The following is a 16,509-nucleotide window of genomic DNA, read 5'->3' on the forward strand; positions in this document are numbered from 1 at the left end:
GTGCGTCAGCGGGGCTGTTCTGTGTGGCCCTCCTGGCCTGTATTGGAGGTGCCGGATACGTGCAATGGCTGCGAAACGATGTGTCTACCCATAGGCAGGCATCTGGTTCCACTGTGTCCTCGATCGGGTCGATGTTCGACTACAAGCCGACGCTGCTGGTTGTCGGCGATTCCTTCGCCGGTGGTACCGGCGATCCGACGTTCCGCACGTACCCGTATCTGCTCGGCGATCGGCTCGGCTGGAGTCTCACCGTGGATGCGCAGGGGGGTACCGGATTCATCAACGTGGCGGGGGGTCCGGAGACGCACCGTGTCCCCTTCATCGATCGTCTCGCCAGGGATGAACAGGAATACAACGCGGACTACGTTCTGATCGACGGCGGTCGTAACGATCTCGGACTGCAACCCGCCGACGTCGTCGTCGCTGCCGACGAATACATAAAGAAAGTGCGTGCCACGTGGCCGAATGCCAAGATCATCGTGGTCCTGCCGTCTTATGTTTCGGCACAGGAGGCGTCGAACTTTCCCGCAGTTTCCAGTGGCATGAGGCGCAGTGCCGAAGAGGTGGGTGCGTACGTCATCGATCCCGTAGCGGAAGGCTGGTATCGCGGGAAAGACCTCGCGCCCTTCCTCTGGAAGGATGGCGTTCACCTCAATGGCGAAGGTAATGCGTATTACGCCGATCGGATCATCGGCAGCCTGAGGGCGATGGGGTTGGCGAAATGAAGAGTATCGGCACCCTGCTCGCGATTGCCCGGCGTAATTTTCTGGCGATGCTGTGCTGGGCACTGCTCGGCGGTGCCGCCGCCGGCGCCTTTACCTTCACTCTGCCGGTGGAATATCAGGCGACTGCCCGCGTGATGATCGTGGCGCCGTACTGGAACGATTCGACGGCCATCGCCGACCCCAATATCAGCGGTGCCGTGCTGGCTTATGGCGACGAGTTCACTCAGCAGAGGCTGGCGAGCTACGCACGCCTGGTCGAAACCCCGTTCATCACCGGGCCGGTGAGTGAACGTCTGGGTCTGGGGATCTCGGCGGGGGACCTGAGCCGCAAGGTGACCACGCACGTGATACCGGATACCGTCATCGTCGAGGTAGAAGCGATCGACGGGTCTCCGACGAGGGCAGCACTGATCGCCGACGAGACAGCCGAGCAATTGGTCGGCGCGGTCAAAGAAGTCGAGCGACCGCCCTTCACGCGGGTGTCACCGGTCCAGCCGTTGTTGGTGGAATCGGCCTCGGTTCCCGACCGGCCGGTGTCACCTCGGACAATCCTCATTATCGGATCGGGATTGCTGCTGGGGTTCCTGATCGGATTGACCTATGTCGCGATGCGGGAAGGCCGGGCAATTGCGGAGCTCGTGGGCTCTGCGGGCGACGCCGACGACGTACTCGGGATTCTGTCGGCGGATGAATCGGGTACCGACGTCGTCGACAGGGACGCGGGGCTGGTCGGTCTCCAGATCGAACGCTTGCGCGGTGATGCGTCGGCGCCTTTGGTTTTCGCTGCGCCCCGGGGTACGCCGGCCGTCACGTTGGCTGCCCGGCAGCTCGCCGCGGCCATGTCGGCCGACCGGGATCGGCACCCGATCGTCGTCGTTGCCGATCCGTCGGTGGTTGCCGGAGCAGCGGGGCGGCCGGGCCTCCTGGACGTGGCTGCGAATCGGTCGGCGCTCGATGACGCGATCATGTTCGACGACGTCGGGGGATTCGACTGGCTGCCGTTCGGAGGCTCGAGCGAGCCGGAGGTGCGTCCGCCTTGCGACGTACTGAACGGTGTGATCAATCTGCTGGCCGCCACGCGCGAGGTGATCGTCATTGCGCCGGCGGTGCTGGAATCGGTTGACGCGGTCGATCTCACGGGCTCCGGCACTGTGAACGTGCTGGTGACCGAGGCACCGGGAACGTCGAATTCCGATGTGCAAGAGGCTGAACGGCTGCTGCGATTGGGCCGGGGACGTTACCTGGGGCGCGTCATCGTGGCCGCGCCTGCATTGGCGCACAACGCCCTTGCCGACAGGTTGTAGGCGGCACTACGAAACGAAGTCCGGGGAGATCATGGAACTGTTGAAGCGCTGGTGGATCGTATTACGTCGACGTTGGCTGGTCGTTGCCATCTGTTCGGTAATGGCGTTGGTGGGGATGAGTGCCTATAACGTCACGGCCCACAGGCAGTACACGGCCTCTACTGAACTGTTCCTGCGGGCGCCCGACGTCAAGACTTCGGCTGGTGCATACCAGGGTGACCTCTTCTCGCGGCAGCGTGTGCAGACGTACGCGAAGATGTTCAAGAGTGACGACCTCGCCCAACGTGTCATCGACCGGCTGAAGTTGACATTGTCCCCTCAGGAGCTGGTCAGTCAGGTATCCGCCTCGACGGTGAAAGATACTGTCCTGATGGTGGTTTCGGTGACCGATGCGAGTCCTGAGCGGGCAGCCAATATCGCCAACGGTTACGGAGACGTGCTCGATTCCTACGTGGCAAAGATCGAGTACATCGACAACAACCCCGATATACCACCGTTGGTTCAGGTGGTGGCTCGGGCGAATCCGGCGACGGCGGTTGCGACCGGGTTTCCGTTGTGGCTGGTAGGCGCTGCTGCGCTTACTTTCGGCTTGAGCGTGGCGCTGGCGTTGATTCAGCTCCTGGAACGCTTCGACACGAAGGTGCGGTCTCGTCGCGCTGTCGAGGACATCACCGGTAGCGAGGTGATCGGCCAATTCGCGCGCGACAAGGTACTCGCCCAGAGTGGCGATGTGGAGGCTGTTTTCGACACCGACGAGGGTTTCCGGCAGGCCGCGTTGCGCCTCAGCGTCAACGTCGAATCGGTTCTGCACCGTCTTCCCGACCTGAGCAAGCCACCGGTGTTGGCGGTAGTAGCCCCGCGTAGTGGGGATGGTGCGACCTTCGTGTCGAGAACGCTCGGTCGAGCGTTCACCGAACGCGGAAGATCCGTTGCGGGGGTTCAGTTCGGGTTGGAAGATGCGGTGTTCCAGCCGCAGCATTCGGATGGCGGTTCCACGACTACGACGACGGTCAGCTCCACGTCCTTGCTCGCCGCTGAAAGCTTCGACTTCCGCATGGACGCCGCGAAGGAAGGTGCTGACATCGTCATCGTCGATTGCCCGGCATTCACGGATTCCGTTGAGGCACAGGTGTTGGTCGGGGCGGCGGATGTCGTCGTCCTGGTGGTCGATGCCGGTGCGACGAAGCGTTCCTTGACCGAGACTGTGGCCGGCGTAAGGGTCATCGGTACCCCCGTCGTCGGAGTGGTTGTCAACTTCGCTCAAGGATCCACGACGGTGGACGGCCGCTATATGTGAGGGCGAGGTCGACTGGAAGCCGTGCAGAGACGACGCGAGCGATGGGCGCCATGACTAAAAGCAGGATCGCGGTGCAGGTCACCCTGGTCCTCGCGTTCGTGCCGGTGCTCGTGGCCACGAGCCTCGTTTTCACGCATCCGAATCCTCAACAGTCGCAGTCGCAGTCGCAGTCGCATCCCGAACGCGCTGTCACCGCGTACCTGCCGTTCGAATTGCCCAGCCGCCCGACGCCTCGCAAGGTATTCGCCCACTACGTACCGAACTTCCCTATTTCCATCGACAACAGGGACGGCGACAGTGACTACTACCAGCTCCAATATCTCTCCCCGGACGGCGAGGGGGGAATTCACGCTGACTACGGCGGACTGCTCCGAGACCGGCCTCTGCCTCGCAAACATATCGATCAACCAGATTGGCAGACAGAGGATTTCACCACAGAGATAGGTCAAGCCAAGTCGGTGGGCATCGATGGATTCGCGATAGATGTCATCAAGCCGCGGGCGGAGTCCGACATCGTGGACAAGCTGCTGGCGGCTGCTGCCCTGAATGCCGGCTTCGACATCCTCGTCACCGCCGATATGTCCGGTCCCCTGTTGGATCTTTCCGTCGACGAGCTCGTCGCAGATCTCTCGACGTATCTCGCTGCGCCTGCGGCATATCGGCTCGCGGATGGTCGTCCTGTGCTCAGCGCGTTCGCCGCCGAGCGCCGTCCGCCCCAGTGGTGGGCAGCAGTCTTGGCAGCCCTGAGCGCGAGATTGCATTCCGAGATTGCGTTCGTCCCCGTCTTCGTCGACGTCTCGAACATCGCGGCATACGATTCGATCTCCTACGGGTTGTCCGCCTGGGGCGGGAGGAACCCCCGCGGAATGGCCCCGACGGATCATGTCGATGGATCGCCTGGTGACCTGATCAAGCAAGCGCATCTTCGCGGGAAGATCTGGATGCAATCCGTCCCGTTCCAGGACAGCCGGCCACGGAACGGCATCTTCGAGGAGTCGTTGAACGGAACGACCAATCGAATGGCGTGGCAGCTTGCGATCGAGAAAGGGGCCGAATGGGTTCAGCTGATCACATGGAACGACTACGCCGAATCAACAGCAATGGCTCCATCGATTGCCCACGGATGGCGAATGCTCGATCTCAACGCGTATGACATCACCGTGTTCAAGTGGGGCGAGATTCCCAGAATCGTCCGTGACGCGATTGTTGTCTCGTACCGTACGCAGCCCGTCGCAGCTCTTCCGACATATCCCGAAACGCTCCTGATGCGTCCGGTGCCCCACACCACCGAACCGCGTGACGCCGTCGAGGTGGTCAGTTTTGCCGCCGCACCCAGCCGAGTCGAGATCGCTGCCGGCGATCAGAAGACGTCGTGTTTCGCCGGCACCGGCCGCGGGGTATGCGTGGCGCCGCTGCGCCCCGGATCTTTCACGGTGACGATGTCACGCGATGGCGTCGTGGTGGCGTCAGCGGACGCGGATGTCCCGGTGGTCGAGCAACCGTTCATTCAGGACCTGCAATACCGACTGGTGGGAGGCTTACGCTAGCGGCAGCGCCCGTCCAGACGGCCTAGGCCGGGACGAACTCCACTCCGGACAGCACGACGGCGTTGTCCCGCGACGGTGCCGTGAGCACGCCGATGAACTTGCCGTCTTCCTTCCAGATGTTGGCCTGCAGCGTCTCGCCGGGGATCACCACGCCGGCGAACCGGGCACCGTAGGAAGCCACCTGGGAGACGTCGCCGTCGAGCAGGTTGTCGACGATGGCCTTGCAGCCGATGCCGTAGGTGCACAGCCCGTGCAGGATCGGCCGTTCGAAGCCCGCCGCCGCGGCGAAGGCCGGGTCGGAGTGCAGGGGGTTGCGGTCGCCGCACAGCCGGTACAGCAGCGCCTGCTGCGGCAGCGTCGGCAACGAGATCTCGATATCCGGTGCGCGATCGGGCAATTCGGCGGACGTCGCGGGTCCGCGCTCACCGCCGAATCCACCCTCGCCGCGGGCGAAGATCGACCGCTTGGTGGTCCACAGAACCTTGCCGGATTCATCGGTCACCGTGGATTCGCTGACGATGACGGCGGCCTTGCCCTTGTCCCAGATCTCGGTGAAGCGCTGCACCGACTTCGCGGTTCCGCTGGTCGGGATCGGGCCGGGCACGCTGACGGCCTCGCTGGCGTGCAGCACCTTCGACAGCTCGATGTCGATGCCGGGGAACTGAACCTTGGGCGGCTCGGTCATGTGGAAGCTGACCGCGACATTGCCGAACGTCGGCAGCACCTGTGGGGTGTCGTCGACGAGGTAGCGCAGCTCGCGGGCGTCCATCGGGTCGGCGCCGGCGCCGAGGCCCAGGTGGTACAGCTGGATGTCGCTGCTGGTCCAGGAGAACTCGATGGGTTCCAGCTCGGCGCCCAGCGCCTTGTCGAGATCGATCGGCATGTCAGGCCTTTCCAGCCGCGGCGATGTCGAGTGCCGCGAGGTATCCGAAGGTCATGGCGGGGCCGATGGTCCCGCCCGGGCCGGGGTAGGTGTGACCCATCACCGGTGAGCTGACGTTACCTGCGGCGTAGAGGCCCTCGATCGCGGAGTCGTCGTCGCGTAGCACCCGGCCGACGAGGTCGGTGCGGACACCGCCCTTGGTGCCCAGGTCGCCCGGCACCATCTTGGCCGCGTAGTACGGGCCGTGCTTGATCTCGCCGAGGTTGGGGTTGGGTTTGTTCGTCGGATCGCCGTAGTAGCGGTCGTAGGCGCTCTCGCCGCGGTGGAAGTCCTCGTCCACCCCGGAGCGGGCGAAGCCGTTGAACCGGTCGATGGTCGCGGCGAACCCGTCGGCGGGCAGACCGGTCTTGGCGGCCAGCTCCTCGAGCGTGTCGGCCTTGACGATGACGCCAGATTCCAGCCACTTCTTCGGAATACGTTGTCCGGGTTGCAGACCCGCGAAGATGAAGCGGTCGCGATATTGCTGGTCGAAGATGAGCCAGGCCGGGATGTTCTCGCCGGGGCCCGCGCCCTGGCCGTACTCGCCGCCGTACATGTGGTGGCAGGCCTCGACGTACGGCATCGATTCGTTCATGAACCGCTTGCCGGCCATGTTGACGATGATCGAGCCGGGGGAGTTGCGCTCGGACAGGGCGAACCACGGCGAGTCGGCCAGCGGGACCGTCGGGCCCCACCACGAGTCCTCCATGAATTCCAGTGCAGCACCCTGCTTTTCGGCGGCCAGGATGCCGTCGCCGGTGTTGGCGACCGCGCCCACGGTCCACTCGGTGGTGATGGGGGCGCGCTGGTACTTCACCCGCATCTGCTCGTTGTGCTCGAATCCGCCCGAGCCGAGGATCACTGCGCGGCGTGCGCGGATCAGTTGCGGCTCGGCGGAAGCGTCGCGGGGATCGACAACGTAGACGCCGCGGACGGCGCCGTCCTCGACATAGAGATCGGTCAGTGCGGTGTTCAGCTGGACCGGGACTCCGGCCTGCTGCAGGCCGATGCGCAGCGGCGCGATCAGCGCTCGGCCCATGCCGACCAGGTTCTTGCCGGTGGCGTTGGCCCACACGGAGCGGACTCCCACCTTGATGCTGCGCAGAACGCCGCGGGGATGACGCTTGAGCTGGTTGAGCCGGACGTAGTCCTGCTGCATCACCACCATGTTCATCGGGACCTTGCCGTACGGCGGCTCCAGGCCCTTCTCGTCAACCCCGAGCTTCTTGGCGTTGAACGGCTTGGGCTCGACCGAGCGGCCGGTGGGCTTGCCGCCGGGAGTCTCGGGGTAATAGTCGGAGTATCCGGGCACCCAGCACAGCTTGAGCGGGGAGTTCTTCAGGACGAACGACAGCATCTCCGGCGAGCGGTCGAGGTAGGTGTCGATCTTCTCCGCCGGCACCACGTCACCGATGATTTTGTGCAGGTAGGTGCGGGCGGCCTCGGGGGTGTCTTTCACGCCGTCGCGTTTGAGAATCTCGTTGTTCGGGATCCACACCCCACCACCTGACCGCGCAGTGGAACCTCCATAGTGCGGCGCTTTCTCTACGACTACTGTCGAGAGGCCCTGATGGGCTGCGGTGAGGGCGGCGACCATGCCGGCAGCGCCGCTGCCGACCACGACAACGTCGTACTCCTGTCCAGTCATGTAGAACACGTTATAGAATTGACCGGCAATCCAACAACCGCCCCGGTCAAAGAAGTGAGGGGAATTCACCAGAATGCTTAGCGACGAGGTACGCGCCCAGTTGGCGGCCGACCTGGCCCAAGCCGAGCGCAGCCGGGTCCCGATGACTCCGTTGACCGACGGCCACCCCGACATCGATGTGGTTGATGCCTACGAGGTCCAGCTGATCAACATCCGTCAGCGGGTCGCCGAGGGCGCCCGGATCGTGGGTCACAAGGTCGGACTGTCCAGCAAGGCGATGCAGGACATGATGGGTGTCGACGAGCCCGACTACGGCCACCTTCTCGACGAGATGCAGCTTTTCGAAGACAAGCCGGTCAAGTCGTCTGAGTACCTCTACCCGCGAGTTGAAGTCGAGCTCGCATTCATTCTGGCCGACGACCTGCCGGGGGCGGGCTGCACCGAGGAGGACGTGCTCGCCGCCACCGCCGCGTTCGCCCCTGCGATCGAGCTGATCGACACCCGCATCACCAACTGGCAGATCAAGTTGTGCGACACGATCGCCGACAACGCCTCGAGCGCCGGTTGGGTGCTCGGGGAAACGCGCGTCTCGCCCAAGGACATCGACGTCAGCAATATCGACGCAGTGTTGACCAACCGGGGTGAGTTCGTGGCCCAGGGGAACAGTGAGGCGGTGCTGGGCAATCCGGTCACCGCGGTGGCCTGGCTGGCCCGCAAGGTGGAGAGCTTCGGGGTGCGCTTGCAGGCCGGTGACGTCGTGTTGCCGGGGGCGTTCATGCGTGCGATAGATGCACCTCCGGGCAGCGATTTCGTCGCCGAGTTCACCGGGTTAGGTTCTGTACATCTTTCCTTCGAATGATGTTTCGAGTAATAGGGAGCCAATATGGCTGATAAGGCATCTGTCGCGATTGTCGGGTCGGGCAACATCAGCACCGACCTGCTGTACAAGCTGTTGCGTTCGGAGTGGCTGGAGCCGCGCTGGATGATCGGCATCGATCCGCAGTCTGAGGGGTTGGCCCGGGCTCGCAAGCTGGGCCTGGAAACCAGCCACGAGGGTGTGGACTGGCTGCTGGCCCAGGACGAGAAGCCGGACCTGGTGTTCGAGGCCACCAGTGCCTATGTGCACCGGGACGCGGCCCCGCGGTACGCCGAGGCCGGCATCCGGGCCATCGACCTGACCCCCGCTGCCGTCGGGCCCGGCGTGATCCCGCCGGCGAACCTGCGCGCGCACCTCGACGCCCCCAACGTCAACATGGTCACCTGTGGTGGCCAGGCCACGATCCCGATGGTGTACGCGGTGAGCCGAGTGGTGGACGTTCCTTACGCCGAGATCGTCGCCTCGGTGTCGTCGGCCTCGGCCGGTCCGGGCACCCGGGCCAACATCGACGAGTTCACCAAGACCACCAGCGCGGGTGTGCGCGACATCGGTGGGGCCCGCAACGGCAAGGCGATCATCATCCTCAACCCGGCCGAGCCGCCGATGATCATGCGCGACACCATCTTCTGCGCGATCCCCGAGGACGCCGACCACGCCGCGATCACCCAGTCGATCAAGGACGTGGTGGCCGAGGTGCAGACCTATGTGCCGGGCTACCGCCTGCTCAACGAACCGCAGTTCGACGAACCGTCGGTGGTCAACGGTGGAAGTCACCTGGTCACCGTGTTCGTGGAAGTGGAGGGTGCCGGTGACTACCTGCCGCCCTACGCTGGAAACCTGGACATCATGACCGCGGCGGCGACCAAGGTCGGCGAGGAGATCGCCAAGGAGTCGCTGGCGGTATCGGGAGGTGCACAAGCATGAGTGACGTTTTCTTCAATTCCGCATGGGACGTCCGGATGACCGACACGTCGTTGCGTGACGGGTCCCATCACAAGCGGCACCAGTTCACCAAGGATGAGGTCGGCGCGATCGTCGCGGCCCTGGATGCCGCCGGTGTGCCGGTCATCGAGGTGACCCACGGCGACGGCCTGGGCGGGTCGAGCTTCAACTACGGGTTCTCCAAGACCCCGGAGCAGGAGCTGATCAAGCTGGCCGCCGAGACGGCCAAGGAAGCCAAGATCGCCTTCCTGATGCTGCCCGGTGTGGGCACCAAGGAAGACATCAAGGAAGCCCAGGGCAATGGTGGCTCGATCTGCCGTATCGCCACCCACTGCACCGAGGCCGACGTGTCGATCCAGCACTTCGGGTTGGCCCGCGAGCTGGGCCTGGAGACCGTCGGGTTCCTGATGATGAGCCACACCATCTCTCCGGAGAAGCTGGCCAAGCAGGCCCGCATCATGGCCGACGCCGGCTGCCAGTGCGTCTATGTCGTGGACTCCGCGGGAGCCCTGGTGCTCGAAGGTGTCGCAGACCGGGTGTCGGCGCTGGTCGCCGAACTCGGCAACGATGCGCAGGTCGGTTTTCATGGCCACGAGAACCTCGGCCTGGGCGTGGCCAACTCGGTCGAGGCCGTGCGCGCGGGTGCCAAGCAGATCGACGGCTCATGCCGCCGGTTCGGCGCGGGTGCGGGCAACGCACCGGTCGAGGCGCTGGTCGGGGTGTTCGACAAGATCGGCGTCAAGACCGGCATCGACTTCTTCGACATCGCCGATGCCGCCGAAGAGGTCGTCGCCCCGGCGATGCCGGCCGAGTGCCTGCTGGACCGCAACGCGCTCGTAATGGGCTACGCGGGGGTGTACTCCAGCTTCCTCAAGCACGCGGTGCGCCAGGGTGAACGCTACGGCGTGCCCGCCCACGAGCTGTTGCTCCGCGTCGGCCAGCGCAAGCTGATCGGCGGTCAGGAAGACCAGCTGATCGACATCGCACTCGAGATCAAGCGCGAACAGGAAGCGGAAGCCGCCAAGGCCTAGCCTTCGGGTCGTTCGAAAAGCATTGCCACGCTGGGCCTTCCGGGATCGGAGGGCCCAGCGTGCATTCTGTGTCGGTGTGGTGGCCGGCGGGCGATCCGGTATGGGGTGATCACCCTGTCGGCGCAGACCGGCACGATAGGACGTATGGCAACCCGCGAGCAGGCCCAGTCGATCCTCGAACAACTGGCGGGGTCCACCGCGGTACTGCGCGATGACCAGTGGGCTGCCATCGAGGCCCTCGTGGTCCAGCGGCGCCGCGCGCTTGTGGTGCAGCGGACCGGGTGGGGCAAGTCCGCGGTCTACTTCATCGCGGCCAAGCTGCTGCGCGCCTCCGGTCGCGGGCCCACGGTCATCGTGTCGCCGCTGCTGGCGCTGATGCGCAACCAGGTATCCGCGGCGGAGCGGGCCGGGGTGCGGGCCGCCACCATCAACTCCGGCAATGTCACCGAGTGGGACGCGATCCATCAGCAGGTTGCCGAAGGCGAACTCGACGTACTGCTCGTCAGCCCCGAACGGCTCAACAATCCCGACTTCCGTGACAACGTCCTACCGGCACTGGCCGCCGATGCGGGGCTGGTGGTGGTCGACGAGGCGCACTGCGTTTCGGACTGGGGACACGACTTCCGGCCGGACTACCGCCGGATCCGTACCCTGGTCGCCGAATTGGGTTCTCAGGTACCGGTTCTCGCCACCACTGCGACCGCCAACGACCGGGTGGTCGGTGACGTCGCGGCCCAGTTGGGGGTGGGCGGGTCGGATACCTTGGTGCTGCGCGGCGGCCTGGACCGCGAGTCGTTACGGCTGTCCGTGGTACAGGCTGGCACCCCCGCGCAACGCGCCGCCTGGATCGCCGCGCAACTGGATGCCCTGCCCGGCTCCGGCATCATCTACACCCTGACCGTGGCCCAGGCGCACGACGTGGCGGCGCTTCTGTCCGAGCGCGGCCACAAGGTGGCCGCCTACACAGGGTCCACCGACACCACCGAACGCGAACAACTGGAATCCGACCTGCTCGACAATCGGGTCAAGGCGCTGGTGGCGACGTCAGCGTTGGGGATGGGCTTCGACAAACCCGATCTGGGGTTCGTCGTGCATCTGGGGGCGCCGTCGTCTCCGATCGCCTACTACCAGCAGGTGGGGCGCGCAGGGCGCGCGACCGACAGCGCCGAGGTGATCCTGCTTCCCGGCACCGAGGATCAGGACGTCTGGAGGTACTTCGCGTCGGTGGCGTTCCCGTCGGAATCAATGGTGCGCCACGTCATCGGTGCACTGGAGACCGACCGTGCACAGTCCACCCAGGCGCTGGAACCGCTGGTCGACCTCAACCGGTCGCGCCTCGAGATGGTGCTCAAGGTGCTCGACGTGGACGGTGCGGTCCGCAGGGTGAAGGGCGGCTGGATCGGTACCGGAGAGCCCTGGAGTTATGACGAGCCCCGCTACCGTGCGCTCGACGAGGCACGCCGCCGGGAGCAGCAGGCGATGCTCGACTATCAGGCTACGGACGGCTGCCGGATGGTGTTCCTGCGTGGCCAGCTCGACGATCCCGAGCTGGTGCCTGACACACGCTGTGGCCGATGTGACAACTGCACCGGCCGGCGCTACGAGGCCGCGGTGGCGCAGGACATTCTCACCGATACCGCGCAACGGTTGTCCCGGCCGGGCGTCCTGGTTGCCCCGCGCAAGCAGTGGCCCTCCGGACTGGCTGCGCTGGGTGTGCCGTTGTCCGGCCGGATCGCCGACGGTGCCGCGCCGGGCCGGGCGATCGGCCGACTCACCGATCTGGGCTGGGGAGCGCGGCTACGGCGCCTGCTGGCCGAACCCGACGGCGAGGTACCCGACGACGTGATCGGGGCGGCCATCGAGGTGCTCAAGGCATGGGATTGGGATCAGCGGCCGGCTGCGGTCATGGGGCTGGACTCTCAGGCACATCCGGCGTTGATCTCTTCGACGGTGGCGCGGCTGGCGCAGATCGGACGGCTGACAAACCTGGGCGTCCTGTCCTACACCCCGCACCATCGGCCCGTCACCGCCGCGAATTCGGCCTATCGGGTGGCAGCGTTGGATGGCGCGTGGGCACAGCCACGACTCGATTCGAAGGGTCCGGTGTTGTTGGTCGACGACATGACCGACACCGGATGGACCTTGACGATGGCCACCCGCGTGCTGCGCGACGCAGGTGCGAGCGAGGTCTTGCCGTTCGTGCTGGCAAGCGTCAGTTGAGGGTTGCAGACCGATTCTGGAAACCTCAATCAAGATCTGAATAATTGCGCGACGAATTCCGTACATGGCCATTTATTTCACTTGTCAACAATTAATGATCGACGCACGGCGAATGTTTGATATTGATTGTGATCTTCCTGGCAGCGGTCTGTTAGCCAGGGTGGCCCGTGTTTGCAATCGCAAATTTTGCGACTGGTGATCTTGGCCTGCATTATTCGAGACAATGCGGCGCCATCATGGCTAACTCAATGTCCGCCGCCAGCGGCTGCAGAACCCGCAGACTAGCAGTATTGCAGCCCATGGCCATGGTTTGCTGATTAGTTGCGCGGTTATGCATCTGCGACTCGCTACCGGGCTTCGGCAGGTTCATCTGGCCAGGGGACAACGCGCCCCGTTTCGCTGGATTGAACTACACGGATGTCGTGCAGGGTGGGTTCGGTCAGACGTGGCTCGTGATCCATTCGGCCGTGAAGCGCTGCACGACGGAGATGTTCTGCACCAACATGCGGCCCATCAGGCCCTCGATCTTCCCGCCGACCAGCGGGACCTTGAACTCCGCGGTCGCTGCACACTTCAGCTGCGACCCGTCCGACCTGGGTGTTATGAGTGCCGTACCGACCCAGGACCCGGGCGCCCCGTGCGGCACGACACTGACCTCGCCGCGTACCCGCCCACCGCCGATCGCACGCCACTTCTCGTTCTGGACTATCTGCCACTCGCTGGGGAAGAACTTCGTGAAAGGTGCTGGTAGGCCATCTGGGCGCAGGTTGTGCACGATTACGGCGGTGATGGAGCCATCGGTATCCACGCTCAACGTGTCGAGCCGGCCGAGGCTGCCGAACTTCGTCAGCCGTGCAAGCCAGTAGTCCCGTTCGCCGAATGCAAAATGGATTTGCTCAACTGTGGCTGATGAGTCGACCGTGAAGTCGAATGACCGCGACACAGCAACAGGATATGCCCGGATCTTCGATTTCTACACCCCCGTGAAGAGAAGCCGATATGCTGGCGCCCTGCAACTAGGTACGGCATAGCTGGAGTGGGCCAAAGAAACAAAAACAACGCGGGCGTAGGTGTGGGGTAATGCAGTCCTGCCTCCGGAACGTTGCGACGCTTTTCCTGGTCCACTAGACGGTGGGGAGGACCAGATGAGCATCAACCCTTTTGACGATGACAACGGTCGTTTTCTCGTCCTGATCAACGACGAGGAGCAACACAGCCTGTGGCCGACCTTCGCCGACGTTCCAGCCGGCTGGAAGGTGGCCTTCGGCGAAGCGGATCGCGCCGCGTGTCTGGACTACATCGAACAGAACTGGCCGGACATCCGGCCGAAGACGCTGCGCGACAGGCTGGCGCAAGGTCAGGCCTCTGATACGTAGACGGGCCCGGGGGGGACTCGCATGACATCTCGCGGTGGGAGATTCCGATGCAGCAGGATCAACAATCGCTGCCGGTAACGCGCGCACAGCTCGACATCTGGCTGGCGCAAGACATGGCTCGCTCCGGTACGGAGTGGCAACTCGGACTGTTCGTGAGAATCGCAGGCACGGTAGAGCGCGACGTCCTTGAGTGGGCGATCTGTCGGGTGATCCGTGAGGCCGAACCCGTACGGGCCACGTTCTTCGAAGTCGACGGTCAGGTTTTCCAGAGAGCGGTCGACTATTCGAATGTCGCGCTGGACTTCTATGACGTCCGGAACGCGGACGACCCCGTTCAGGAAGCCCGCGACCTGGCGGCGGCAATCCAGCGCACACCAATGCCGTTGACCGGGCCGCTGTTCAGGTTCGCACTCTTCCAGACCCGTATCGATGAACACTTCCTGATCGCGTGCTTCCACCACATCGCGGTGGATGGCACCGGGCTCGCGCTGATCGGCCATCGCGTTGCGTCCGTCTACTCCGCAACTGTCACCGGCGCTCCCATCTCATCCGACTTGTTCGGCTCGTTGTCCGATCTGGTCGACTCTGAATCGGACTACGAGGCCTCAGGGGACTACCTCGACGATGAGGCCTACTGGGCCGGAAACCTTCCCCCTGACGACGAGCAGCAGTATCCACTGCCTGTGGCCACGGACGAGCACGACCCGTACTGGTCTTCTGCGCCGGTGCAATTGGATCCCTCGGTTCTGCGCCGTGTTGAGCAGTCCGCCCAACTGAAGAGTCTCCCGCGATCGTCGGTCCTCACCGCGGCCTTGGCGCTGTTGGTCCGCGGTTGGCGTGCGCAAGGCGCGACCGTGGTTCTGGATTTTCCGGTCAGCCGGCGAGTGAGCCCTGAAGCGCGAACCATTCCCGGGATGGTGGCGGGGGTTGTGCCACTGGTACTGGATGCGTCGCCGCAAACGTCGATCACCGATTTCTGCGAACAAGCTGACAGCCGGATTCGGGAAGCGTTGCAGCATCAGCGTTTCCCGGTGCACGGGCTTGAGCGCAAGGTCAACTCGCGCGGGTCGGGCCAGTTGGCGAACCGGGTCAGCGTCAACTTCCTTCCGTCGACGTTCACCCTGGACTTCGGCGGTGCGGAGGCATCCGCGACCTTGACCAACGCCGGTGTTGTGGGTGGCTTCGGGTTGATCTTCTCGGGCGCCGGCGACCAGCTCTTCCTCAGCGCCATGGGTTCTGGGCAGCCGTTCTCGAACTTCGAGATCGCTGAACTGGCCGTCCGGTTGGAGCGGGTGCTGGTGGCGATGACGGCCGATCCGTCGCGCGCGTTGTCAACGGTGGATGTGTTGGATCGCGATGAGTGTTCGCGCCTCGGAACGGTCGGCCATTGGGCGGTCTTGCGGCAGCCAGTGGACGAAGAGTCGATTCCGGGATTGTTCGCGGCGCGGGTGGCGCAGGCCCCAGACGCGGTGGCGATCAGCTTCGACGGTCGTTCAATGTCCTATCGGGAGTTGGATGAGGCCTCGAATCGGTTGGCGCACCTGTTGGTCGACCAGGGTGCGGGCCCGGGTACCTGCGTGGGTTTGCTTGCCGAGCGCTCGGCTGATGCGGTCGTTGCCATCTTGGGTGTATTGAAGTCGGGAGCGGCGTATCTGCCGATTGATCCGGCGGTGCCGGACGCCCGGATCGAGTTCATGGTGGCAGATGCCGCACCGGTGGCGGTGCTGACCACGGCGGCGTTGGTCGAGCGGCTGGACGGTCGTGCCGTGGCGGTCATCGATATGGCTGATCCGCGGATCGCCGCGCAGCCGGCGACGGCCCTCGCGGTCCCGTCTGCTGACGACGTGGCACACATCATCTACACATCGGGGACGACGGGAACGCCGAAAGGCGTTGCAGTCACGCATCAGAACGTGACCCGGCTCTTCGATGGTATGGACGTCGGTGTCGAGATGGGTCCGGGCCAGGTGTGGGCTGCGTGTTCGTCGTTGGCGTTCGATTATTCGGTGTGGGAGATCTGGGGGGCGTTGCTGCACGGCGGGCGACTGGTTGTGGTGCCCGAGCAGACCGCCCGGTCGCCCGAGATGCTGCAAGCGCTCCTGGTCGGGGAGCGGGTGACGGTTCTGAGCCAGACTCCCTCTGCTGTAGGTGTTTTGGATCCCGCGCAGTTGGATTCAGTGGCGGCGCTGATGGTGGCTGCCGAGGCGTGTCCGGTGGATGTGGTGGATCGGTGGGCGCCGGGCCGGGTGATGATCAACGGCTACGGGCCGACCGAGACCACGGTATATGCCACGATCAGCGCTCCGCTGGTGCCCGGTTCGGATTCCGTCCCGATTGGTGTGCCGGTGCCGGGCGCTGCGCTGTTTGTTCTCGATCAGTGGCTACGCCCGGTGACTCCGGGTGTGGTGGGTGAGTTGTACGTGGCCGGCCGGGGTGTGGGTGTGGGTTATGTGCGCCGTCCGGGGTTGACTGCGTCGCGGTTCGTCCCGTGCCCGTTCGGTGGTGACGGATCGCGGATGTATCGCACCGGGGATCTGGTGTCGTGGGGTCCTGATGGGCAGTTGCGGTATGCCGGGCGGGCTGATGAGCAGGTCAAGATTCGTGGGTATCGGATCGAGTT

At 64.5% G+C, this 16,509-nt stretch carries 13 protein-coding genes; 10 read left to right on the plus strand and 3 right to left on the minus strand.

The genetic code is table 11. The features are described 5' to 3' along the window. The first annotated feature begins 131 nt into the window (after positions 1-131). From ACWEFV_RS30715 to ACWEFV_RS30730, 4 genes are read left to right on the plus strand one after another with little or no spacing between them, the layout of a single operon-like run. Complete coding sequence (locus ACWEFV_RS30715; RefSeq protein WP_167858001.1) at positions 132-725, plus strand: SGNH/GDSL hydrolase family protein; 594 nt, start codon at positions 132-134, stop codon at positions 723-725. Further along, complete coding sequence (locus ACWEFV_RS30720) at positions 722-2,029, plus strand: hypothetical protein (RefSeq protein ID WP_450072963.1); 1,308 nt, start codon at positions 722-724, stop codon at positions 2,027-2,029. The genes ACWEFV_RS30715 and ACWEFV_RS30720 overlap by 4 nt, the downstream gene beginning before the upstream one ends. A gap of 31 nt (positions 2,030-2,060) precedes the next feature. Beyond that, complete coding sequence (locus ACWEFV_RS30725) at positions 2,061-3,326, plus strand: Wzz/FepE/Etk N-terminal domain-containing protein (protein WP_450072964.1); 1,266 nt, start codon at positions 2,061-2,063, stop codon at positions 3,324-3,326. A gap of 50 nt (positions 3,327-3,376) precedes the next feature. Beyond that, entirely contained in the window at positions 3,377-4,873 is a 1,497-nt protein-coding gene (locus ACWEFV_RS30730; protein WP_450072965.1) for an endo-1,3-alpha-glucanase family glycosylhydrolase, read from the plus strand. A 22-nt stretch (positions 4,874-4,895) separates the two neighbouring features. Here the strand turns inward: ACWEFV_RS30730 and ACWEFV_RS30735 are convergent, their stop codons facing one another. After that, positions 4,896-5,756, minus strand: a complete 861-nt coding sequence (locus ACWEFV_RS30735; RefSeq protein WP_450072966.1) for a MaoC/PaaZ C-terminal domain-containing protein — start codon at positions 5,754-5,756, stop codon at positions 4,896-4,898. A 1-nt stretch (position 5,757) separates the two neighbouring features. Continuing rightward, positions 5,758-7,443, minus strand: coding sequence for a 3-oxosteroid 1-dehydrogenase (gene kstD / locus ACWEFV_RS30740; RefSeq protein ID WP_450072967.1), 1,686 nt, complete (start codon positions 7,441-7,443; stop codon positions 5,758-5,760). Between the two features lie 73 nt (positions 7,444-7,516). Between kstD and ACWEFV_RS30745 the strand changes: the two genes are divergently transcribed. The 4 genes from ACWEFV_RS30745 (at position 7,517) to ACWEFV_RS30760 (ending at position 12,513) form a co-directional block, all read left to right on the plus strand. Next, on the plus strand, positions 7,517-8,302 hold the full coding sequence (locus ACWEFV_RS30745; protein WP_450072968.1) for a 2-keto-4-pentenoate hydratase: 786 nt from the start codon (positions 7,517-7,519) through the stop codon (positions 8,300-8,302). 24 nt (positions 8,303-8,326) lie between these two features. Next, positions 8,327-9,244 (plus strand): acetaldehyde dehydrogenase (acetylating), encoded by a 918-nt coding sequence (locus ACWEFV_RS30750; RefSeq protein WP_450072969.1) that lies wholly within the window; start codon positions 8,327-8,329, stop codon positions 9,242-9,244. After that, positions 9,241-10,293 (plus strand): 4-hydroxy-2-oxovalerate aldolase, encoded by a 1,053-nt coding sequence (gene dmpG / locus ACWEFV_RS30755; protein ID WP_450072970.1) that lies wholly within the window; start codon positions 9,241-9,243, stop codon positions 10,291-10,293. Before ACWEFV_RS30750 ends, dmpG begins: the two co-directional genes overlap by 4 nt. Before the next feature lie 144 nt (positions 10,294-10,437). After that, a complete protein-coding gene (locus ACWEFV_RS30760) occupies positions 10,438-12,513 on the plus strand; it encodes a RecQ family ATP-dependent DNA helicase (RefSeq protein WP_135458684.1) in 2,076 nt (691 codons plus the stop codon). A gap of 439 nt (positions 12,514-12,952) precedes the next feature. Here ACWEFV_RS30760 and ACWEFV_RS30765 read toward each other — a convergent pair whose 3' ends face one another. After that, entirely contained in the window at positions 12,953-13,456 is a 504-nt protein-coding gene (locus ACWEFV_RS30765; RefSeq protein WP_450072971.1) for a DUF2505 domain-containing protein, read from the minus strand. 202 nt (positions 13,457-13,658) lie between these two features. Between ACWEFV_RS30765 and ACWEFV_RS30770 the strand changes: the two genes are divergently transcribed. Beyond that, positions 13,659-13,889, plus strand: coding sequence for an MbtH family protein (locus ACWEFV_RS30770; protein ID WP_135458681.1), 231 nt, complete (start codon positions 13,659-13,661; stop codon positions 13,887-13,889). Between the two features lie 47 nt (positions 13,890-13,936). Beyond that, positions 13,937-16,509, plus strand: a 2,573-nt coding sequence (locus tag ACWEFV_RS30775) for a non-ribosomal peptide synthetase (protein ID WP_450072972.1), incomplete at its 3' end; no start/stop codon positions are given.

This window comes from Mycobacterium sp. NPDC004974, assembly GCF_053600815.1.